Genomic DNA, 22,317 nt, shown 5'->3' on the forward strand with positions numbered 1-22,317 from the left:
TACGCTTGATGGTCACCCTTGCCGGCTCTCGAAAGTTCGCGATGTCTGTCGATTCGGTCTTCCCACAGCTCGAAGCTCTGCTCCCGCATGTGCAGAAGCCCATCCAGTACGTCGGCGGTGAACTGAACTCCACCGTCAAGCCGTGGGACGAATGCGACGTCCGCTGGGCACTGATGTACCCGGACGCGTACGAGGTCGGACTCCCCAACCAGGGCGTCATGATCCTCTACGAGGTACTCAACGAGCGCCAGGGCGTCCTCGCCGAGCGCACCTACAGCGTGTGGCCGGACCTCGAAGCGCTGATGCGCGAGCACAAGGTCCCGCAGTTCACCGTGGACAGCCACCGCCCGGTCAGGGCGTTCGACGTCTTCGGGCTGAGCTTCTCCACCGAGCTCGGCTACACCAACATGCTCACCGCGCTGGAGCTCGCGGGCATCCCGCTGGAGGCCCGGGACCGCACCGTCGACGACCCGATCGTGCTGGCCGGCGGCCACGCCGCGTTCAACCCCGAGCCGATCGCCGAGTTCATCGACTGCGCGGTCATCGGCGACGGCGAGCAGGCCGTCCTGGAGATCACCGAGATCATTCGCGCCTGGAAGGCCGAGGGCCGCCCCGGCGGCCGCGAGGAGGTGCTCTTCCGCCTCGCGAAGACCGGTGGCGTCTACGTCCCGGGCTTCTACGACGTCGAGTACCTCCCGGACGGGCGGATCGGCCGTGTCGTGCCGAACAGGTCCGGCGTGCCGTGGCGGGTGTCCAAGCACACCGTGATGGACCTCGACGAGTGGCCGTACCCGAAGCAGCCGCTCGTACCGCTCGCCGAGACCGTCCACGAGCGGATGTCCGTCGAGATCTTCCGCGGCTGCACCCGCGGCTGCCGTTTCTGCCAGGCCGGCATGATCACGCGCCCCGTGCGGGAGCGAAGCATCACCGGCATCGGCGAGATGGTCGACAGGGGCCTCAAGGCGACCGGCTTCGAGGAGGTCGGCCTGCTGTCGCTCTCCTCCGCGGACCACACCGAGATCGGCGAGATCGCCAAGGGCCTCGCCGACCGGTACACCGAGGACAAGATCGGCCTCTCGCTGCCGTCCACCCGCGTCGACGCGTTCAACGTGGACCTGGCCAACGAGCTGACCCGCAACGGCCGCCGCTCCGGACTCACCTTCGCCCCCGAGGGCGGTTCCGAGCGGATGCGCAAGGTCATCAACAAGATGGTCTCGGAAGAGGACCTCATCCGTACCGTCGCCACCGCGTACGGCAACGGCTGGCGCCAGGTGAAGCTGTACTTCATGTGCGGCCTGCCCACCGAGACCGACGAGGACGTCCTCCAGATCGGCGACATGGCGGTCAACGTGATCGCCAAGGGCCGCGAGGTCTCCGGCCAGAACGACATCCGCTGCACCGTCTCCATCGGCGGCTTCGTGCCCAAGCCGCACACACCGTTCCAGTGGGCCCCGCAGCTGAGCGCCGAGGAGACCGACGCCCGGCTCGCCAAGCTCCGCGACAAGATCCGCGGCGACAAGAAGTACGGCCGCTCCATCGGCTTCCGCTACCACGACGGCAAGCCCGGCATCGTCGAGGGCCTCCTCTCGCGCGGCGACCGCCGCGTCGGCTCCGTCATCCGCGCGGTCTACGAGTCCGGCGGCCGCTTCGACGGCTGGCGCGAGCACTTCAGCTACGACCGCTGGATGACCGCTGCCGAGAAGACGCTGCCCGAGTACGGCGTGGACGTCGACTGGTACACCACCCGCGAGCGCTCCTACGAGGAGGTCCTGCCCTGGGACCACCTGGACTCCGGCCTCGACAAGGACTGGCTCTGGGAGGACTGGCAGGACTCGCTCGACGAGACCGAGGTCGAGGACTGCCGCTGGACCCCGTGCTTCGACTGTGGCGTCTGCCCGCAGATGGACACCAGTATCCAGATCGGCCCGACCGGCAAGAAGCTGCTGCCGCTCACGGTCAAGAAGTAGGCCGCGACCAGCGGCGACGCCATCCAGCGGATGGCTGGGGCGTTTGCCGGCATGCCCGAGCGGACCGCACCGAAGCCCATCGAGGGTTCGGTGCGAAGAAGCGCGCTGGTGGTCATGCCTCTCCGATAGCTGTACCGGGAGGTCCTGGCCCCGGCCGGCCGGGAGGTCGCCGCCGCCTTCGGTGTCGCCCGGCGGGTCGCGGGGTACGTCTCGTGAGCCGCCGGCCGGGCCGTCGCCCGGCATCTGACCGGCGCGCCGGTGACCTGGGCCCACCGCACGGTCTGCACACCGGTGGGGCATTTCCGGCGCGACCGGATCTGGGCCCGGCCAGAAGGGGAGCCGTCGAGGCGGGCCGCGCGGCTCGGTCGGCGCTGCGCTCGGCGCGCGAGACCGTACGCCGGGCACGCCGCGACGCCTGGCGGGCGCTGGTCGGCGGGGACCGGGAGCCCGAGCCCAGGGAACTGGAAGGGCCCCTTGCGCGTACTCTGGGTAGTACAACGACTGTGCCCACCGCGGCGCCCGAACCAGAGATCTCCTCGCCCGGAGAGAAGAACGCCGAGCGGGGGTGAGCCGGACCGGACACCCCGGGCCACCCGCATTTCGAGGGCGGCGCCCCACCGCGTCCGCCCCGCACCGAGGAGAAGAACCACTGGGCAAGCGACAGCCCGAAGGCCCGCCGCCCGCACCGGCGGTGCAGCGCATCCGACTGCGCTACACCAAGCGCGGCCGCCTCCGGTTCACCAGTCACCGTGACTTCCAGCGCGCCTTCGAGCGGGCACTGCGCCGCTCCGAGGTGCCCATGGCCTACTCGGCCGGCTTCACCCCGCACCCGAAGGTGTCGTACGCCAACGCCGCCCCGACCGGCACGGGCAGCGAGGCCGAGTTCCTGGAGATCGCCCTCACCGAGGCCCGCGATCCGGCCGTTCTGCGGCAACTGCTCAACGACTCGCTGCCGGACGGTCTCGACATCACCGACGCCGTGGAGGCCCGCACCTCGGGCCTCGCCGACCGGCTGACCGCCTCGGTGTGGGAGCTGCGTCTCGACGGTGTCACCGCGGCGCAGGCGGCCGAAGCCGTGGCCGCCTTCAACAGCGCGGAGACCGTCGAGGTCCAGCGCCGGGCGAAGAACGGCATGCGCACCTTCGACGCCCGTGCCGCCGTGGTCGACCTGCAGGCTCTTGATCCACAGGCTGATAGGCCCGAGGACAGGCCCTGTGCGATACTGCGGCTGGTTGTTCGGCACGTGACACCTGCCGTGCGACCTGACGACGTCCTGTCCGGTCTCCGCGTTGTGGCCGACCTGGCGCCGCCGGTCCCCGCAGCGGTGACCAGGCTGGCGCAGGGGCTCTTCGACGAGGAGTCCGGCACGGTGACCGACCCGCTCGCGCCCGACCGCGAGGCAGCCCCGGCCGCTCCACCCACGGCCACCGGGACCGCCGTCGCGACGGCGCCGGAAGGTGCAGGTTCCGCGTAAGGCGGTCGTTGCAGCGCAGCCTCCGACTCCGGAGCCATCCGGTTCGGGCCGCGCGATGACCCATAAGACTTTCGCCAGGCCGTACGCACATCGCGTACGGAACCGGCGAGCCAGACATTGAGCTTCCGTGCGGCGCCCGCGCCCCGGACGGCGGAGCCGCGTACATCACGCGGACCGTGCCGGACCGGAACCAGACGCGGCGCCCGGGAGCCTGACGGGAGAACCGCCCGCATGCCCCAGTCCAACGAACCCGGCACGACCGGGAACGCCGAAGAGAACAACGCACCTGGCGACAAGCTGCCGCCGCGCCGCAGGCGCCGCGCAGCGTCCCGCCCGGCCGGTCCGCCGGTGGCGGAGGCACAGGGCGCAGCCGCCGAAGCGGCCGCGCCGGCCATACCGGCCGTTGACGCCGCAGTGTCCGACAGCACCACCACCGCCGACGCCGGGAGTTCCGCTGCGGCGGAAGCCGCGCCGCCCGCGCGTCCGCGTCGTCGTGCGGTCCGCAAGGCGACGGCCCCGGCGGGTGCGCCGGCGGCCGCCGAGGCCGTCGAAGTGGTGGAGCCCGCACCGGCCGCCGAGCCCGTGGCCGGGGCCCCGGTGGAGGCGGCGCCCGCGCGTCCGCGTCGTCGTGCGGTCCGCAAGGCCACATCGCCGGCCGGCGCACCGAAGGCCGCCGAGCCTGCCGAGGCTGCCGCACCGGCCGCCGAGCCCGTGGCCGAGGTCCCGGTGGAGGCGGCGCCCGCGCGTCCGCGTCGTCGTGCGGTCCGCAAGGCGACGTCGCCGGCCGGTGCGCCGAAGGCTGCCGAAGCCGTGGAGATCGTCGAGGAGGCGCCGGTCGCCGCCGAGCCCGAGCCGGAGCCGGCCGCCGAGCTGGCCGAGGCCGAGGACACCGCGCCGCGCGGCCGTCAGCGCCGCCGTGCCACCGCCCCCGCGGGCGGGCCCGAGTTCACCGCCAAGGCCGAGGAGCCCGTCCGCAAGAGCCGTCGCGCCGCGCGCCCCGCCGTGGCCGTGTTCCAGGCGCCGGTCTTCGCCGAGCCGGTGTTCCAGACCCCGGAGACCGCGGCGGCAGCCGCTGCGGCGTCGCGCTACGAAGAGGTCGAGGAAGAGACCGAGACGGTCGAGGAGCCGACGGCAACCGTCGAGGCTCCGGCAGCCGAGGCCGCGCCGCAGGCCGGTTCGCGCCGCCGTCGCCGCCGTCGTGGCGAGGCCGCCGAGCCCGAGCAGGCCGCTGCCCCCGCCGTGGAGGCGCCGGCCGAGGAGGAGCACGAGCCGGAGCACGAGGCCGAGGCCGAGCACGAGGGCGACGAGACGGATGAGCACGGGGACCGGCCTTCGCGCCGTCGCCGTCGCGGTGGCCGTCGCCGTCGTCGTGGTGAGGTCAGCGAGGGCGAGGAGGCCGCGGAGCAGCACGCCGACGAGGCCGCCGCCGAGCACGCCGAGGACGAGCAGGAGCGCGCTCAGGAGTCCGAGGAGGAGGACGAGGAGCACGAGGCCTCCGCCGCCGGATCGAGCAGCAGCCGTCGTCGGCGCCGTCGCCGTCGGCGTAGCGGGGATGTCTCTGCCGACGCCGACCACGGCACGGACGACCCGGAGCGCACGGTTGTCAAGGTCCGTGAGCCCCGCCGCAAGGACGCCGAGCGCGAGCCCGGTACCGGTTTCGACGAGGTCCAGTCCATCAAGGGCTCGACCCGTATGGAGGCCAAGAAGCAGCGCCGCCGCGAGGGCCGTGAGCAGGGCCGCCGTCGCGTCCCGATCATCACCGAGGCCGAGTTCCTGGCCCGCCGCGAGGCCGTGGAGCGGGTCATGGTCGTCCGCCAGAACGGCGACCGCACCCAGATCGGCGTCCTTGAGGACAACGTGCTCGTCGAGCACTACGTCAACAAGGAGCAGGCCACGAGCTACGTCGGCAACGTCTACCTGGGCAAGGTGCAGAACGTACTGCCGTCCATGGAGGCCGCCTTCGTCGACATCGGCAAGGGCCGCAACGCCGTGCTCTACGCCGGTGAGGTGAACTTCGAGGCGCTCGGCATGGCTCACGGGCCGCGCCGTATCGAGACCGCGCTCAAGTCCGGCCAGTCGGTCCTCGTCCAGGTGACCAAGGACCCGATCGGCCACAAGGGCGCCCGCCTGACCAGCCAGGTCTCGCTGCCCGGCCGCTACCTGGTCTATGTGCCCGAGGGCTCGATGACCGGCATCAGCCGCAAGCTGCCCGACACCGAGCGGGCCAGGCTGAAGACCATCCTCAAGAAGATCGTCCCCGAGGACGCGGGCGTCATCGTCCGTACCGCCGCGGAGGGCGCGAGCGAGGACGAGCTGCGCCGCGATGTCGAGCGGCTCCAGCAGCAGTGGGAGGACATCCGGAAGAAGTCGAAGAGCACCGGCAGCTCCAATGCGCCGACCCTGCTCTACGGCGAGCCGGACATGACCGTCCGGGTCGTCCGCGACATCTTCAACGAGGACTTCTCCAAGGTCATCGTCAGCGGCGACGACGCGTGGGAGACCATCCACGGCTACGTCTCGCAGGTGGCGCCCGACCTGACGGACCGCCTGTCGCGGTGGACCTCCGAGGTCGACATCTTCGCGACGTACCGGATCGACGAGCAGCTGATGAAGGCGCTGGACCGCAAGGTCTATCTGCCGAGCGGCGGCTCGCTGGTGATCGACAAGACCGAGGCGATGGTCGTCGTCGACGTCAACACCGGCAAGTTCACCGGTCAGGGCGGCAACCTCGAAGAGACCGTCACCAAGAACAACCTGGAGGCGGCCGAGGAGATCGTGCGCCAGCTGCGGCTGCGCGACCTCGGCGGCATCGTCGTCGTCGACTTCATCGACATGGTGCTGGAGTCCAACCGGGACCTGGTGCTGCGGCGCCTGCTGGAGTGCCTGGGCCGCGACCGTACGAAGCACCAGGTCGCCGAGGTCACGTCGCTGGGCCTGGTCCAGATGACCCGCAAGCGGGTGGGCCAGGGTCTGCTGGAGTCCTTCTCCGAGACGTGTGTCCACTGCAACGGGCGCGGCGTGATCGTGCACATGGAGCAGCCGACCTCGGTCGGTGGCGGCGGCAACGGCAAGCGTTCCAAGAAGCGCGGCCGGGGCGGCGCGGACCACGAGCACGTGGCCGGGACCGAAGCGGTGGCAGAGGTCGAGACCGAGGCCGAGACCGAGGCCGAGGTGGCCGCCGAGGTGGCCGCCCCGGTGGCGCTGCCCGAGCCGGAGTTCGTCCCGGACGAGGAGCTGTACAGCAGCGCGGCCGAGGCCGAGGCGGCCGCCACGCGCGGTCGTGGCCGTCGCCGTGCGACCCGTAAGGCAACGGCCCCGGCCGGTGCCCCGAAGGCCGCAGCCGCGCCCGCCGCCCCGGTCGTCGAGCCGGAGCCGGTCGTGGCCGTGGAGCCCGCCCCGGTCGTCGAGCCGGAGCCGGTCGTCGAGACCCCGGTCGTGGAGGCCCCGGTCCCGGTGGTCGAGGAAGCCCCCGCGGCCGAGGCCCCGCAGGGCCGAACGCGTCGTCGGGCGACCCGGAAGGCGACCGCCCCGGCGGGTTCGCCGGCCCCGGCCGAACCGGTCGTCCCGGTGCAGGCCACCGAGCCGGCCGAGCAGCCGGAGCCCGTGGCCGAGGCCCCGCAGCCCGAGGCCGCACCCGAGGAGGTGGCTCCCGAGGCCGCCCCGCCGCGTGCGCGTCGCCGGGTGACCCGCAAGGTCACCGCACCCGCGGGCTCGCCCGCAGGCGCGGACGGGGCGGAGGTCGTCGTGGTGACCGGCCCGATCGAGCCGAAGCCCGAGGCCGAGACCGCCGAGCCGGCCGAGACCGCCGAGGCGGCGGCCCCGGCCAAGAAGGCGGTCCGCAAGACCGCCAAGAAGGCCACGGCCAAGAAGACGGCCACCAAGAAGACGGCCGCCAAGAAGACCGCGGCGAAGAAGACCGCGGCGAAGAAGACGACGGCCAAGAAGACAACGGCCAAGAAGGCGGCGGCGAAGAAGACCGTCGCCGCGGAGAAGCCGTCGAAGTCCACCGTCTCGGCCGACGCCGAGGCGTAGGCGACAACGCGGCCCGTACGGCGCGGTGCGACGGCCGGTGGGCCACACTTCCTGCGGGGATGTGGCCCACCGGCCGTCGTGGCCCGCCGTGGAGTCCGTGGCCGCGTCGGCAGGCATGAACGGGGGAGCGGCGGGGAAGGACACAGGGCCCGGTTTGACCCTCCGGACGGCGGCCCGTAATCTTGCCCTTCGGCGTGTTTCCATGCGCCTGTCCCTGAGCAACCCCCTCCCTTCACAGGTGAGAGGCCGCTCGTCCATTCGGATCACCTCGGGCCCCGGCCCGTGTGAGCGGCTGGCATCAGGGGCTCCGTTCCGAGCGAGAGAGAGATCCGCGTGTACGCCATCGTGCGCAGCGGTGGCCGCCAGCACAAGGTTGCTGTCGGTGACATCGTTGAGGTTGACAAGATTTCCACTGCCCAGGTTGGCGACACGGTCGAGCTCTCGACCCTGCTCGTGGTCGACGGCGACGCCGTCACCAGCGACCCGTGGGTGCTGGCCGGGATCAAGGTCCAGGCCGAGGTCGTGGACCACCACAAGGGCGCGAAGATCGACATCCTTCGCTACAAGAACAAGACCGGCTACCGCCGTCGCCAGGGTCACCGTCAGCAGTACACGGCGATCAAGGTCACCGGTATCCCCGCGGCTGCGAAGTAAGGGACTGAGGAGAGATGGCACACAAGAAGGGCGCATCGTCCACCCGGAACGGGCGCGATTCCAATGCTCAGCGGCTCGGCGTGAAGCGCTTCGGCGGTCAGGCCGTCAACGCCGGTGAGATCCTGGTCCGCCAGCGCGGCACGCACTTCCACCCGGGCACGGGCGTCGGCCGTGGCGGCGACGACACGCTGTTCGCTCTCGCCGCCGGTGCGGTCGAGTTCGGCACGCACCGTGGCCGCAAGGTCGTGAACATCGTTCCGATCGCCGGCTGATTTTCGGCGCTCGTCGAGCGGTTTCTGCGGAGGCGGACCTCACTTCCCGTACGGGAAGCGGGTCCGCCTTTCGCGTGTTTCTCCCATGAGGGGCGGCTGTCTCCCAGCGATACGGCACGAGCCGGCGGAGCAGCGCGAGTGAGATGTTTCTGCATGCATGTAACTGGAGGTTTCAACCATGACCACCTTCGTGGACCGCGTCGAGCTGCATGTCGCCGCGGGTAACGGGGGCCACGGCTGTGCCTCCGTACACCGTGAGAAGTTCAAGCCGCTCGGCGGCCCGGACGGCGGCAACGGCGGCCGCGGCGGCGATGTGACCCTGGTCGTCGACCAGGCGATCACCACGCTCCTCGACTACCACCACCACCCCCACCGCAAGGCCACCAACGGCCAGCCGGGCGCGGGCGACAACCGTTCCGGCAAGGAGGGCCAGGACCTGGTCCTGCCGGTGCCGGACGGCACGGTCGTGCTCGACCGGAACGGCAATGTGCTCGCCGACCTGATCGGCCAGGGCACCACGTTCGTCGCCGGACAGGGCGGCCGCGGCGGCCTCGGCAACGCCGCGCTGGCCTCCGCCCGGCGCAAGGCCCCCGGCTTCGCGCTGCTCGGCGAGCCCGGCGAAGCCCGGGACGTCGTCCTGGAGCTCAAGACCGTCGCCGACGTCGCGCTGGTCGGCTACCCGAGCGCCGGCAAGTCCTCGCTGATCTCCGTCCTTTCGGCGGCCAAGCCGAAGATCGCCGACTACCCCTTCACGACCCTCGTCCCGAACCTCGGCGTGGTCACCGCGGGCAGCACCGTCTACACCGTCGCCGACGTCCCGGGCCTGATCCCGGGCGCCAGCCAGGGCCGCGGCCTCGGCCTGGAGTTCCTGCGGCACGTGGAGCGCTGCTCGGTGCTGGTGCACGTACTGGACACCGCGACGCTGGAATCCGACCGCGACCCGGTCTCCGACCTCGACGTGATCGAGGAGGAGCTGAAGCAGTACGGCGGTCTGGAGGACCGGCCCCGCATCGTCGTCCTCAACAAGGTCGACATCCCGGACGGCCAGGACCTCGCCGACATGATCCGCCCGGACCTGGAGGAGCGCGGCTACCGCGTCTTCGAGGTGTCCGCCATCGCCCACACCGGTCTGAAGGAGCTCTCCTTCGCGCTCGCGGGCATCGTCGCCGAGGCGCGTGCGGCCAAGCCGGTGGAGGTGGCGACCCGGATCGTCATCCGTCCGAAGGCCGTCGACGACGCGGGCTTCACCGTCACGCTGGAGGAGGACGGCATCTACCGGGTGCGCGGCGAGAAGCCGGAGCGCTGGGTGCGCCAGACCGACTTCAACAACGACGAGGCCGTCGGCTACCTGGCCGACCGGCTCAACCGCCTCGGTGTCGAGGACGAGTTGATGAAGGCCGGTGCCCGTGCGGGCGACGGCGTCGCCATCGGCGCCGAGGACAACGCGGTCGTCTTCGACTGGGAGCCGACCCTGGCGGCGGGTGCGGAGATGCTCGGCCGTCGTGGCGAGGACCACCGGCTCGAAGCACCGCGCCCGGCGGCGCAGCGCCGCCGCGACCGCGAGGCGGAACGCGACGAGGCGCAGCGCGAGTTCGACGAGTTCAACCCGTTCTAGGGCGGGTTTCGAAAGTCCCGCCCGGTCGGGGGCGTCCGGGCGGACGACGCTCCTTTCGAAACACGCCCGGGACCGGGCACCGGTCGCCGGACGGGCCTGTTCCGCAAGCCCGTCCGGCGGTTGTGTACGCTCTCCGCGTCATTCGTCCGGGGGATCCGAACCCGCTCAAGGGTGAATCATGCCGCTCACTCGTGTGGCGTCGGTCACCTGGTCGGGAAGCGTGAATTCCGGTATTCGCCCTGATCGCAAGGCAACAAAAGGTCTCGATACGGCATGCGGCGGTCGACGTCCACCTTGCGAGACGGTAACGGAGAGTGCAACCATCGCGTTGTCTCCCAGCCCTCGCAAGGTAGGTCGTCTGTGTCTGCTCAGCACATAGCCAAAGCCCGAACCACAGCAGTCGTGCTCGCCGGCGGCACCGGCCAGCGCGTGGGTCTGTCCATTCCCAAGCAGCTGCTGAAGATCGCAGGCAAGGCCGTCATCGAGCACACGCTGTCGATCTTCCAGCAGGCCGACTCCATCGACGACGTCATCGTGCTGATGGCTCCGGGCTACGTGCCCGACGTGGAGAAGATCGTTGCCAAGGCCGGGCTCACCAAGGTCACCAAGGTGATCGAGGGCGGCTCCACGCGCAACGAGACCACCGAGCGCGCCATCGCGGCCCTCGGCGAGGGCCTGGCCGAGGGCGAGGACCGCAACGTCCTCTTCCACGACGCCGTGCGCCCGCTGCTCTCGCAGCGCGTCATCAAGGACTGCGTCGACGCCCTCGACCGTTACGAGGCCGTCGACGTCGCCATCCCGTCCGCGGACACGATCATCGTGACCCGCACCCACGGCGGCGACGGCGAGTTCATCACCGATGTACCCGACCGCTCCCGGCTGCGCCGGGGCCAGACGCCGCAGGCCTTCAAGCTCTCCACGATCCGCCGGGCGTACGAGGTCGCCGCCGGCGACCCCAACTTCCAGGCGACCGACGACTGCTCGGTCGTGCTGAAGTACCTGCCCGACGTACCGATCTACGTCGTGGCGGGCGACGAGTACAACATGAAGGTCACCCAGCCGGTCGACGTCTTCATCGCGGACAAGCTCTTCCAGCTGGCCTCCACGGCGGTTCCGCAGCCGACCGACGACGCCGCCTACCGCGAGCTGCTCACCGGCAAGACCCTCGTCGTCTTCGGCGGCTCGTACGGCATCGGCGCGGACATCGCGACGCTCGCCGAGTCCTACGGCGCCACCGTCTACGCCCTGGGCCGCTCCACCACCGGTACGCACGTGGAGAACCCGGCCCACATCGACGAGGCGCTCTCCAAGGCGTACGCCGACACCGGCCGGGTCGACTACGTGATCAACACCGCGGGCGTGCTCCGCATCGGCAAGCTGGCCGAGACGGACAACGAGACCATCCAGGAAGCGCTGAACGTCAACTACCTGGCACCGGTGCAGATCGCCCGCGCCTCGTACAGGTACCTCGCCGAGACCAAGGGCCAGCTGCTGCTCTATACCTCCAGCAGCTACACCCGGGGCCGCGCCGAGTACAGCCTCTACTCGTCGACCAAGGCCGCCATGGTGAACCTCACCCAGGCGCTCTCGGACGAGTGGGCGGCCGACGGGGTGCGGGTGAACTGCGTGAACCCCGAGCGCACCGCCACCCCGATGCGCACCAAGGCGTTCGGCGAGGAGCCCGCGGGCACGCTGCTCTCCTCCGAGGCGGTCGCCAGGACCTCGCTCGACGTCCTGCTCTCCGAGATGACCGGCCATGTCATCGACGTACGCCAGCAGGACCCGACGCGTGGCGCCTCCGAGGCATCCGGTTTCGAGCAGGCGCTTGCCGCTGTGCTGGACCGACAGGCCGATGTGTAATACTGCTTGACAATCGACTATTCGGACCCCTGCAGTCGCCAAGTGCGAACTGCAGGGGTCCGAATTCGTGAAGCTCTGCCTTCACATTCCCCACGTAAGGTAAAAGTCGGCACCCTCGGGAGCGGTACTTCGTGATTTCGAAAGCCATGCGCTTGGCTCGGGTGGGCAGCGGTTCGGAGCTGGCCGCCGCGCTCCTGGTGGCTCTGGGGTTCCCGTGCATAATGCTCGCGGCAATAATCCCCAATCTCTGGTTCTTCGCCGCGGCCACCGCGGTCACCTATCTCGCGGACCGGTATCTGCACCACTGCGGCAGCTATCTGATCAACCGGCTCGCCGCAGTCCGAGCGGGGCTTTCGATCCGCTTCCTGGTCCGGCAGCTCCTGCTCATCCTGCTGCTGTCCCGCATGGGATACGGCGAGCAGACGCTCTTCTACGTGACGGTCGCCTGCCTGCTGGCGTTCTACGGGCTCCAGGCGCCGCAGAGCGCCATGGTCACCCTGATCCGGCTGCGCCGCAAGCTTCCCGTGGTCACCCGCAACATCGACCTGGCGTCGGTGCGGATAGCGGATGCCCCGCCGCAGATGCTGATGAGCCGGCCCGCCGAGAAGATGCTGCACCTGGACGTCTTCTCGATGGTGGGCGTGCTGGTCGCGGTCGAGACCGGCAAGGACGCCATCGCGTACATCGGCCTCGGCCTGACGCTCGTTCTCGCGGTCTGCTACCTGGCGGCGCTGCTGCCGTACGTCCGGCCCAGCCGGCTCGTACCCCCGGAGACCAAGGTCCTGGGCGCGGTGGGCGACTGGCTCGCCGAGTACCGGCCGACCGTGATGCTGTACTTCTCCGGCTCCAAGGACTCCGCCTACCAGGTCAACATGTGGCTGGAGACCATGGCGCAGCTCGACGGCCGGCCGATGATCCTGCTCCGTGAGCGCAACATCGTGCCGCAGCTCGCCACGACCTCGGTGCCGGTGCTCTGCGTGCCCGGCGGTGTGCACCTGATGAACCTGGACCTCTCGTCGGTGCGGGTCGCGCTCTACGCGGCCAACGTCGGCAAGAACATCCACCTGCTCCGGGTGCCGACGATGAAGCACGTCTTCATCGGCCACGGCGACAGCGACAAGATCGCCAGCGTCAACCCTTACAGCAAGGTGTACGACGAGGTGTGGACCGCGGGCCGGGCGGGCCGCGACCGTTACGCGCTGGCCGATGTCGGGGTGCGCGACGAGGACATCGTGGAGGTGGGCCGCCCGCAGCTGGCCACCATCCAGTCCTGGTCGGGCACGCAGCGGAACCCGATCCCGACCGTGCTGTACGCCCCCACCTGGGAGGGCTGGGACGACAACCCGGGCAACACCTCCCTGCTGCTGGCCGGCGAGAACATCGTCAGGCGGCTGCTGGAGGCCGAGCAGCCGGTCCGGCTGCTGTACAAGCCGCACCCCTTCACCGGCACCCGCAGCGCCAAGGCCAAGGCGGTGCACCTGCGCATCACCGCGATGATCGAGCAGGCCGCCGCCGAGCGTGCCACCGACTCCCGCTGGGCGGAGCAGTCGGCCGCGCTCCGGGGCGAGCAGGCCGAGGCGCGGGCCGAGCTGGTCCGTATCGAGGCACGGCTGGCCGAGCTGGCAGGCGGCGGACGCACCGCGCGGGACGAGGCGGAGCTGTCCCGGGACTCGCTGGCCGACCCGGCGCGCGAGGCCGAGACCGCGAAGCTCAAGGACGCGTGGAACGCGGCGTCCTGGCGTGCGCAGGGCTGGTGGGAGCACCGGGTCATCACCGGCGCCCAGATGCGGCTGTACGACTGCTTCAACGAGTCGGACGCCATGGTCTCGGACATCTCCAGCGTGGTGTCCGACTTCATCGCGAGCGGCAAGCCGTACGCGGTCACGGACTCGGCCGAGCTGGGCGAGGACGAGTTCCGCAGGCAGAACACCGCGGTGCGCGCCGCGGTGATCCTGTCCAACTCGGCGGCCGAGCTGGACGAGCTGCTCGCCGCGGTGACGGATCCGGCCGCGGACGCCCAGGCGGATGCCAGGCGCGAGCTGAAGCAGTACCTCCTGGGCCCGGACGAGCCCACCTCGATCGTGCAGTTCGATACGGCGGTGAAGGCGCTCTCGGTCAAGTCCGAGGCGCGGAACACCGGAGTGGCGAAGAGCCTGGGCGAGCCTGTGGGTGGCTGAAAGTCAACCATTTGCATTACATGATCGAGCAAGGCCCGGCATACCCCACAAAGGGTTGTGCCGGGCCTTTGTGATGACTATCACCATTTGGCCGTGTGGCGTGAGACAACCAACGGACCGGGTCGGCTGTCTTCTGGTTGTGTGAACGAGACGCAAATTCCTGACGTGACTGTGGTTGTCGGTGCATATGAGGCGATGCCCTACCTCATCCGTTGTCTCGAATCGGTGGAGGCGCAGACCATCGGTGCCGACCGCATCGAAATCGTCGCGGTCGACGACGGTTCCACCGACGGTACGGGGGAGTACCTGGAGGAATTCGCCGCGCGGTCGAAGGTGTCGACCAGAGTGGTGAGGCAGAAGAACTCCGGCGGTCCCAGCGGGCCGCGCAATGTGGGTATCGGTCTGGCCCGCGGTCGCTATGTGTTCTTCCTCGACGCGGACGACTACTTCGGGGACGAGGCGCTGGAGCGGATGGTGGCCATGGCCGACCGGGCGGGCACCGACGTGGTGCTCGGCAAGGTGGTCGGAGTGAACAGGGGGGCGCCGCAGTCGATGTGGGGCGCCACCAGGGAACGTGTCGACGTCTACAACTCCAAGGTCATTTACACCCTGAGTGCCCAGAAGCTCTTCCGGCGTGAACTCCTGGAGCGGCTTTCTCTGAGGTTCGACGAGAATCTCAGAACGGGTGAGGACGCCCTCTTCACGATGGAGGCATATCTGCGCGGCGCCGGGGTCTCGGTGATCTCCAATTACGTCTGCTATTACCTGGTGGGCCGTGACGACGGGAAGCACGTCACGAAGAGCGGCACGTATGAATGGCGCTTCGACTCGATGCGCGCCATGATGTCGCTCATTCACCGGATCGAGCCTGCGGGTCCGAAACGGGATTTCCTGATGGTCCGGCCCTTCACGGTCGGGGTGCTCCAGCAGTTCGGCCCCGTCGTGCTGAAGGATTCCGAGGAAGTCCGGCGGCACAAGATGGAACTCGCGGCTCCGCTGATGGGCACGTACTGGAACGACGGCGTGGCCCGGCTGATCAAGGTGTCGGAGCGGCTGCGTCTGGCCTGTGTGGCACAGGGCAGGATGGACCTGCTCATCGAGGTGGTGCGGTACATCCGGGCGAAGACGGTCCCGGACGTGGTCCGCTCGCGCAACGGTGACACGCTCTACCTCGCGTACCCGCACTTCCGCGACGCGTCGGCCGGTCTGGCCGACTCGAACTACGAGGTGACCGTTCCGGACTGGCACGACGGCAAGCGCATCGAGCAGCCGAGGGCCGCCGCCCGCCGGGCCTCGCTGTCCCGGCGTGTGGCCCGCAGGATGCGCCGCGACATGAGGCGATGGAAGGAGCGGCTGACCGTGGAGTGACGGCCGCTCGTCCTGCGGGTGGACCCCGAGTGCACCCGCAGTATCGATTCATCGAAGATCACACCGAGAAGCATCAGTAAAATCATCCGGACGTCGCGCCCGCGACAGGACCGACAGATCACCATGGGGACTGGTCACGTGAAGGCTCTCGTACTATCCGGAGGGGCCGGCACACGCCTGCGTCCCATCACACACACCTCGGCCAAGCAGCTGGTGCCTGTGGCCAACAAGCCCGTGCTCTTCTACGGTCTGGAAGCCATCGCCGAAGCGGGCATCACCGAGGTCGGCATCATCGTGGGCGACACCGCGCCCGAGATCCGCGAGGCGGTCGGCGACGGTTCCGCGCTCGGCATCGAGGTCACGTACATCCCGCAGGACGAGCCGCTCGGCCTCGCCCACGCGGTGCTGATCGCCCGCGACTTCCTGGGGGACGACGACTTCGTCATGTACCTCGGCGACAACTTCATCGTCGGTGGGATCACCGGTCTGGTGGAGGAGTTCCGCGCGGACAAGCCCGATGCGCAGATCCTGCTGACGCAGGTGCCGAACCCGACCTCCTTCGGTGTCGCGGAGCTCGACGCCAACGGCAGGGTCGCGGCGCTGGAGGAGAAGCCGAAGGAGCCCAAGAGCGATCTGGCGCTCGTCGGCGTCTACCTCTTCACCCCCGCCATCCACGAGGCGGTCCGTTCGATCGAGCCGTCCTGGCGCGGCGAGCTGGAGATCACGCACGCCATCCAGTGGCTGATCGACCAGGAGCGCGACGTGCGCTCCACCACGATCCACGGCTACTGGAAGGACACCGGCAACGTCACCGACATGCTGGAGGTCAACCGGACCGTCCTGGAGGCCGTCGAGCCGTTCCACGAGGACGCCGAGGTCGACGAGAACAGCGAGATCATCGGCCGGGTGCGGATCGAGGCGGGTGCCAAGGTCAGCGGCAGCCGCATCGTCGGGCCCGTGATCATCGGCGCGCGTTCGGTGATCAGCGGTGCGTACGTGGGCCCGTTCACCTCGGTCTCGGAGGACGTCCGCATCGAGGACAGCGAGATCGAGTACTCCATCGTCCTGCGGGGCGCCTCCATCGCCGGCGTCCGCCGCGTCGAGGCCTCGCTCATCGGCCGTGACGTCGAAGTGACCCCCGCGCCCCGTTCCCCGTCCGCCCACCGACTCGTACTCGGCGACCACAGCAAGGTGCAGATCTCTTCATGACCACCAACATCCTGGTGACCGGCGGCGCCGGCTTCATCGGCTCGCACTACGTCCGTACGGTGCTCGGCCCCGAGGGCCCCGGCGACATCGCCGTCACCGTGCTCGACAAGCTCACCTACGCGGGCAACCCGGCCAACCTCGACGAGGTGCGCGACCACCCCGGTTTCCGGTTCGTGCAGGGTGACATCTGCGACCCGGAGCTGGTCGCCAAGCTGATGGCCGAGCACGACCAGGTGGTGCACTTCGCCGCCGAGTCCCACGTGGACCGTTCCATCGACGGCGGCGCCGAGTTCGTCCGCACCAACGTCGTGGGCACCCACACCCTGATCCACGCCGCGCACCTGGCGGGCATCAAGACCTTCGTGCACATCTCCACCGACGAGGTCTACGGCTCGATCGACGAGGGCTCCTGGCCCGAGACCGACCCGCTCGCGCCCAACTCGCCGTACTCCGCGGCCAAGGCGTCCAGCGACCTGATCGCGCTCTCGTACCACCGCACCCACGGCCTCGACGTGCGGGTGACCCGCTGCTCCAACAACTACGGGCACCACCACTTCCCCGAGAAGGTCATCCCGCTCTTCGTCACCAACCTGCTGGACGGCAAGACGGTGCCGCTCTACGGCGACGGCGCCAACGTCCGCGACTGGCTGCACATCGACGACCACGTCCAGGGCATCGAGCTGGTCCGCACCAAGGGCCGGGCCGGCGAGGTCTACAACATCGGCGGCGGCACCGAGCTCTCCAACAAGGAGCTCACCGGCCTGCTGCTGGACGCCTGCGGTGCCGACTGGGACACCAGCGTCACGTACGTCGAGGACCGCAAGGGCCACGACCGCCGCTACTCGGTCGACTGCACCAAGATCCGCGAGGAGCTCGGCTACGAGCCCCGCAAGGACTTCCGCACCGGCCTCGCCGAGACCGTGCAGTGGTACCGCGACAACCGCGCCTGGTGGGAGCCGCTGAAGGACCGGGCCGCACTGTGAGCGCCGTCTGGCTGGTCACCGGAGCCGCCGGGATGCTGGGCCAGGACGTCCTGGCCCGGCTCGCCGGCGAGGACGTCACCGCGGTCGCCGCGGACCGGGCGGCCGTGGACATCGCCGACCCGGAGTCGGTGCGGGCGGCCTTCGGGAAGCACCGCCCCGCCGTGGTGGTGAACTGCGCCGCCTGGACCGCGGTCGACGACGCCGAGTCCCAGGAGGACGCCGCGCTGCGGGTCAACGGCACGGGCCCCGCGGCCCTCGCCGAGGCCTGCCGCGAGCACGGCGCCGTGCTCCTCCAGGTCTCCACGGACTACGTATTCGCCGGTGACGGTGTCGAGCCGTACGCCGAGGACGACCCGACCGGGCCGCGCAGCGCCTACGGCCGCACCAAGCTGGCGGGCGAGCAGGCCGTGCTGAGCACCCTGCCGGAGACCGGTTATGTGGTCCGCACCGCCTGGCTGTACGGCGCGGGCGGCGGCAACTTCGTCCGTACGATGATCAAGCTGGAGGGCGTCAAGGACACCCTCGACGTGGTGGACGACCAGCGCGGTCAGCCCACCTGGACCGTCGATCTTGCCGACCGGCTGGTCCGGCTCGGGCAGGCCGCCCTCGCGGGCACCGCCCCCGCCGGTGTGTACCACGGCACCAGCGGCGGTGAGACGACCTGGTTCGGTTTCACCCGGGAGATCTTCCGGCTGATCGGCACCGATCCGGAGCGGGTCCGCCCCACGACCAGCGAGGCCTTCGTGCGGCCGGCCCCCCGGCCAGCGTTCAGCGTGCTGGGCCATGACCGCTGGGCCGCGGCCGGGATCGAACCGGTCCGGGACTGGCGGGCGGCGCTGGAGGAAGCCTTTCCGGCACTTCTCGCGGCAGAGCGGCCATGATCATAAATTGATCGTACGTACGGTCAAATCTCGTTAATTTTCAAAGATTTTTACAATCAAGGTTTACATAAGGGAGAACGCTTACATCACAGTGCGGTCATGAGGTAACTTCGCCGGGCACCAGACCAGTTGGTTTCCTGCGAAGGGCTGCTCCGAGTGAACCGCCACGACTTCCTGCGTCATCTGCACCGTGTATACCGTCCCCGGAACTATCTGGAGATCGGGGTCAACGACGGCAGAAGCCTGGCCCTTTCACGGGTCCCTTCCGTCGCCGTCGACCCCGCCTTCCGGGTCGTGACGGACATCAGCTGTGACGTCCACCTGGTCAAGGCGACGAGCGACGACTTCTTCGCCCGCAAGGACCCGCTGCTGCACCTGCGCAACGGCCGCAACCCGTTCCGCGCCCTCGCCCGCCGCGATCCGCTCAACGTCCTCGGCGGGGACCCGAAGCTTGAGCTCTCCTTCATCGACGGCATGCACCTCTTCGAGTACGCCCTGCGCGACTTCATGAATGTGGAGAAGCACTCCCGCTGGTCGAGCGTGATCGTGCTGGACGACATGCTTCCGCGCGATGTCGACGAGGCGGCCCGCGACCGGCACACCAAGTACTGGACCGGCGACGTGTACAAGGTGGTGCAGGTACTGCGCCGCTACCGCCCCGACCTGGTGGTCGTCGAGGTGGACACGGAGCCGACCGGCGTGGTCGCCGTGTTCGGCGCCAATCCGGAGAGCGACATCCTGAAGAACGCGTACGACAAGATCATCGAGGAGTTCGTCGTACCCGACCCGCAGGACGTGCCCGAAGAGGTACTGGTACGCAAGAACGCCGTCCGGCCCGAGACGCTGCTCCGCGCCGACTTCTGGCCGGCCCTGGCCCGCGCCCGCAATCTGCGCCGCCCGCGCTCCGCGTTCGCGCCGCTGCGCTCGCGCATCAAGGCCGTGACGGGCTGACCCGGCCCGGACAGCACGAAGCCCCCGTGATCCGTACGGACCACGGGGGCTTCGCTCTGCCCGGGGCTCAGCCGCGGGCGCGCAGCTGTGCGTAGTACTCCTGGCACGCCTCGTAGGTGGGCAGCAGGCCCTGCTGCTCGGCCTCGGCCAGCGAGGGCGCCGCGGCGTCCTTGTCGGACAGCAGCGGAGTGATGCCCTGCGGCCACTCGATGCCCAGCTCGGGGTCGAGCGGGTTGATGCCGTGCTCGCGGCCGGGAGCGTAGCCCTCGGAGCACAGATAGGCGACCGAGGCGTCGTCCGTCAGCGCCATGAAGGCGTGGCCGAGTCCCTCGGCGAGGTAGACGGAGTGGTGGTCGACGTCGTCGAGGCGGACGGCCTCCCACTGCTTGTACGTGGGGGAGCCGACCCGGATGTCCACGATCACGTCGAGCACCGCGCCGCGCACGCACTTGACGTACTTCGCCTGGCTCGGCGGCACGTCGGCGAAGTGCACGCCGCGCAGCGTTCCCCGGCTGGAGACGGAGAAGTTGGCCTGCGCCAGCCGCAGCGTGTGCCCGACGGCCTCGCTGAGCTCCGACGCCTTGAACCACTCGTGGAAGCTGCCGCGGCTGTCCGGGAAGACCTTGGGCTCATGCACCCAGGCCCCTGCGATGGAGAGCTGCCGCATGCGATCACGTCCTTGTTCTGTTGCTCGTGGCCGATGGACCCGGCCGGTGTGTGTGCTGGTGGGAAGCGTACGGAAGTACGGGGCGGGGTCAGCCGGTGAACCGGGCGGCGAGGCGCCGTGCCCGCTTGCGGCTCTTGGCCGGGAGCCGGCGCACGATGGGACCGCCGACCGTGCGCAGCGCGCGGCGCAGCTTCGCCTTCCGGCGCCTGCCGACGATCCCCCGCATGATCTCGGCCTCGATCGCGGGCACGCTCTGCGGGACGGTGATCCGGCCGCCCTTGCCGACGGTGACGTCGCAGAGGTGGAACGCGGGGTGCTTGTCGCCGTCCAGCCGGACCGCGAGCTTCCAGGTGCCGGGCGCGACGCCCGGCGCACGGTCGGGCACGGTCAGGTGGGCCCGGTCGTCGGTGGGGCGCAGCGTGGTGCGCAGCTGGTGGGACGGTCCGTCGGAGCCGTCCGCCGGGCTCAGGACCAGCGTGGTCGCGGAGGGCGCGGTGGCGGACGTGGTGAACAGGTCCAGCCGCAGTTCGGTGGGGCTGCCGGGGGAGCGGCGGACCGGACGGCCTTCGAGGTATTCGGCCAGCCTCTTGGCACGGCGGGCAACATCGAGGGTGATGTTGCCGTGCGGGTCGGTGAAGTACGGGATGACGGCACGGGCCGGCGAACCCAGCGAGGCGGGCAGGCAGGCGGCGTCCACCTCCGGGGCGCGGTCGGCGCCGAGCCGGGCCTTGCGGACCAGACCGAGACCGCGCAGCGGCACCCAGACGTCCCAGAAGCCGCGCGATACCCGGCCGCGGCCCTTGACCGCCTCCGAACCGATCTGGCCGCTGCCGTGCAGGACGACCTCGCAGACGTCGTCGCCGAGCTCCTCGACACGGGCGGTGAAGGTCGCGGGGCAGGACCACTCGACGGCGGTCTCGCGGTTGCGCAGCGACAGCTCGGCGGAGAACCCGGACATGTCGTCGGTGACATCCAGGAGCTCGCCTTCCGGCAGCAGGCCCTCGGTGATGTCGGGGTGCAGGAAGTAGCGCCCGTCGCGCCGCAGCAGCGTCAGCGGGGCCTGGTCCTCGCCGTGGACGAGGCGGCCGCTGATGGTGAGGTCGATCCTGCCGTCCGGCCGCCAGGCGAACTTCTCCAGCCGGGCCGCAGCCTTGACCGACGCGGCGAACCGGGAGATCCGGACGAGGCCCTGGCGGTCGTTGTTGCGCAGCAGCGTGGAGCGCAGCCGGAGCACCGGGCCGAGCCCGTCGTGCACCCCGTCGTGCATGAAGTCCGTGGCCAGGTCCTGGACGGCGTCGCACATCTCGTCCAGGTACTCGGGGTCGTACTTGAGGACGGCGGGCTCGCTGAGCCTGCCGAGCATCTCGACGCGGTAGAAACGGCGCAGCAGCATGTCCCGGAACTCGCCGGGCTCCGTGTTCTCCACGACGACGTCGAGAACCTCACGGAGGTTGCCGTAGTAGCCGGACGGGATGATCTTCGCGGAACCGGCGTTCTGGCCGTCGTCCCGGCGGGAGTAGTAGTAGCAGGTGTAGCTGCCGAGGATCGAGACGACCTTGGCGGGGAAGTACGCCTGCATCATGTAGAGCTGGTCCTCGAGCCGGCGCTTGCCCTCGGGGTAGGCGATGCCGTTCTCGCGGAGGAACTCCGTACGGAACATCTTGTGCGGCGTGAGGCTGTCGTACAGGGGCGCGTCGTGCAGGGTGCACTTCTCGCGGTTCTTCTTGAACACGCCGTGCGGGACGCCGCGGAAGTTGCTCGCCACCTTGCCGATGACGATGTCCGAACCGTTGCGGTGGCCCATGTCGTACAACCGCTGCAGGGCGCCGGAGGCGAGGTAGTCGTCCTGGTCGACGAACTGGACGTACTCGCCCTTCGCCTCGTCCACACCGATGTTGCGGGGCTTTCCGGGCCAGCCGGAGTTCGGGATGGTGATCACACGGAAGTGCGGGTGCTCCCCGGCCAGCTTTTCGAGCCGCTCACGAGTGTCGTCCGTCGAGCCATCATTGACGAAGAGAACTTCGAATTCCCCTGCCGGGAGGGTCTGTCGCAGCAGCGAGTCGATGCAGGGGTCGATGTACTTGCCCGGGTTGTATACAGGAATGACGACACTTAGAGGATGTCTCACGTGGTGAGTTTGGCGAGTTTCTTGTAGCAGGTCAGGGCCGCTGCGAGTCCGAGGAAGGCGAGGAAGTGGGAGCCCTTGC

General features: G+C 69.8%; 15 protein-coding genes and 1 pseudogene. 14 read left to right on the plus strand and 2 right to left on the minus strand.

The features are described from left to right. Positions 1 to 41 precede the first annotated feature (41 nt). From ACWCQ6_RS12935 to ACWCQ6_RS13000, 14 genes and pseudogenes are all read left to right on the plus strand, one after another. Positions 42 to 1,967 (plus strand): TIGR03960 family B12-binding radical SAM protein, encoded by a 1,926-nt coding sequence (locus ACWCQ6_RS12935; RefSeq protein WP_451088398.1) that lies wholly within the window; start codon positions 42 to 44, stop codon positions 1,965 to 1,967. Positions 1,968 to 2,096: 129 nt separating this feature from the next. After that, a pseudogene (locus ACWCQ6_RS12940) lies at positions 2,097 to 2,536 on the plus strand (hypothetical protein); the annotation flags it as partial. A gap of 122 nt (positions 2,537 to 2,658) precedes the next feature. Further along, positions 2,659 to 3,441, plus strand: a complete 783-nt coding sequence (locus tag ACWCQ6_RS12945; RefSeq protein ID WP_451088400.1) for a TIGR03936 family radical SAM-associated protein — start codon at positions 2,659 to 2,661, stop codon at positions 3,439 to 3,441. Between the two features lie 231 nt (positions 3,442 to 3,672). Beyond that, a complete protein-coding gene (locus ACWCQ6_RS12950) occupies positions 3,673 to 7,473 on the plus strand; it encodes an Rne/Rng family ribonuclease (RefSeq protein ID WP_451088402.1) in 3,801 nt (1,266 codons plus the stop codon). 333 nt (positions 7,474 to 7,806) lie between these two features. Next, entirely contained in the window at positions 7,807 to 8,127 is a 321-nt protein-coding gene (rplU, locus tag ACWCQ6_RS12955; protein ID WP_030921216.1) for a 50S ribosomal protein L21, read from the plus strand. 14 nt (positions 8,128 to 8,141) lie between these two features. Then, positions 8,142 to 8,399 (plus strand): 50S ribosomal protein L27, encoded by a 258-nt coding sequence (rpmA, locus tag ACWCQ6_RS12960; RefSeq protein WP_018103204.1) that lies wholly within the window; start codon positions 8,142 to 8,144, stop codon positions 8,397 to 8,399. Between the two features lie 178 nt (positions 8,400 to 8,577). After that, positions 8,578 to 10,014 (plus strand): GTPase ObgE, encoded by a 1,437-nt coding sequence (obgE, locus tag ACWCQ6_RS12965; RefSeq protein WP_451088404.1) that lies wholly within the window; start codon positions 8,578 to 8,580, stop codon positions 10,012 to 10,014. A gap of 360 nt (positions 10,015 to 10,374) precedes the next feature. Then, a complete protein-coding gene (locus ACWCQ6_RS12970) occupies positions 10,375 to 11,874 on the plus strand; it encodes a D-ribitol-5-phosphate cytidylyltransferase (protein ID WP_451088406.1) in 1,500 nt (499 codons plus the stop codon). Between the two features lie 131 nt (positions 11,875 to 12,005). Next, positions 12,006 to 14,051 (plus strand): hypothetical protein, encoded by a 2,046-nt coding sequence (locus ACWCQ6_RS12975; protein ID WP_451088408.1) that lies wholly within the window; start codon positions 12,006 to 12,008, stop codon positions 14,049 to 14,051. A gap of 156 nt (positions 14,052 to 14,207) precedes the next feature. Continuing rightward, positions 14,208 to 15,419 carry a glycosyltransferase family 2 protein gene (locus ACWCQ6_RS12980; RefSeq protein WP_451088430.1) on the plus strand — a complete coding sequence of 404 codons (1,212 nt, stop codon included), beginning with the start codon at positions 14,208 to 14,210 and terminating at the stop codon, positions 15,417 to 15,419. Positions 15,420 to 15,557: 138 nt separating this feature from the next. Then, complete coding sequence (locus ACWCQ6_RS12985; RefSeq protein WP_451088410.1) at positions 15,558 to 16,628, plus strand: glucose-1-phosphate thymidylyltransferase; 1,071 nt, start codon at positions 15,558 to 15,560, stop codon at positions 16,626 to 16,628. Further along, positions 16,625 to 17,611, plus strand: a complete 987-nt coding sequence (gene rfbB, locus ACWCQ6_RS12990) for a dTDP-glucose 4,6-dehydratase (RefSeq protein WP_451088412.1) — start codon at positions 16,625 to 16,627, stop codon at positions 17,609 to 17,611. Before ACWCQ6_RS12985 ends, rfbB begins: the two co-directional genes overlap by 4 nt. Next, positions 17,608 to 18,492, plus strand: a complete 885-nt coding sequence (gene rfbD / locus ACWCQ6_RS12995) for a dTDP-4-dehydrorhamnose reductase (protein WP_451088414.1) — start codon at positions 17,608 to 17,610, stop codon at positions 18,490 to 18,492. Before rfbB ends, rfbD begins: the two co-directional genes overlap by 4 nt. Before the next feature lie 156 nt (positions 18,493 to 18,648). Further along, positions 18,649 to 19,443, plus strand: a complete 795-nt coding sequence (locus tag ACWCQ6_RS13000) for a class I SAM-dependent methyltransferase (protein WP_451088416.1) — start codon at positions 18,649 to 18,651, stop codon at positions 19,441 to 19,443. 67 nt (positions 19,444 to 19,510) lie between these two features. Here the strand turns inward: ACWCQ6_RS13000 and rfbC are convergent, their stop codons facing one another. Together rfbC and ACWCQ6_RS13010 are read right to left on the minus strand one after the other, a co-directional pair. After that, positions 19,511 to 20,110: a dTDP-4-dehydrorhamnose 3,5-epimerase gene (gene rfbC, locus ACWCQ6_RS13005; protein WP_329821044.1), complete on the minus strand. Its 600-nt coding sequence runs from the start codon at positions 20,108 to 20,110 to the stop codon at positions 19,511 to 19,513. An 88-nt stretch (positions 20,111 to 20,198) separates the two neighbouring features. After that, positions 20,199 to 22,238 carry a glycosyltransferase family 2 protein gene (locus ACWCQ6_RS13010; protein ID WP_451088418.1) on the minus strand — a complete coding sequence of 680 codons (2,040 nt, stop codon included), beginning with the start codon at positions 22,236 to 22,238 and terminating at the stop codon, positions 20,199 to 20,201. Between the last annotated feature and the right edge of the window lie 79 nt (positions 22,239 to 22,317).

This window comes from Streptomyces sp. NPDC001880 (assembly GCF_053594575.1).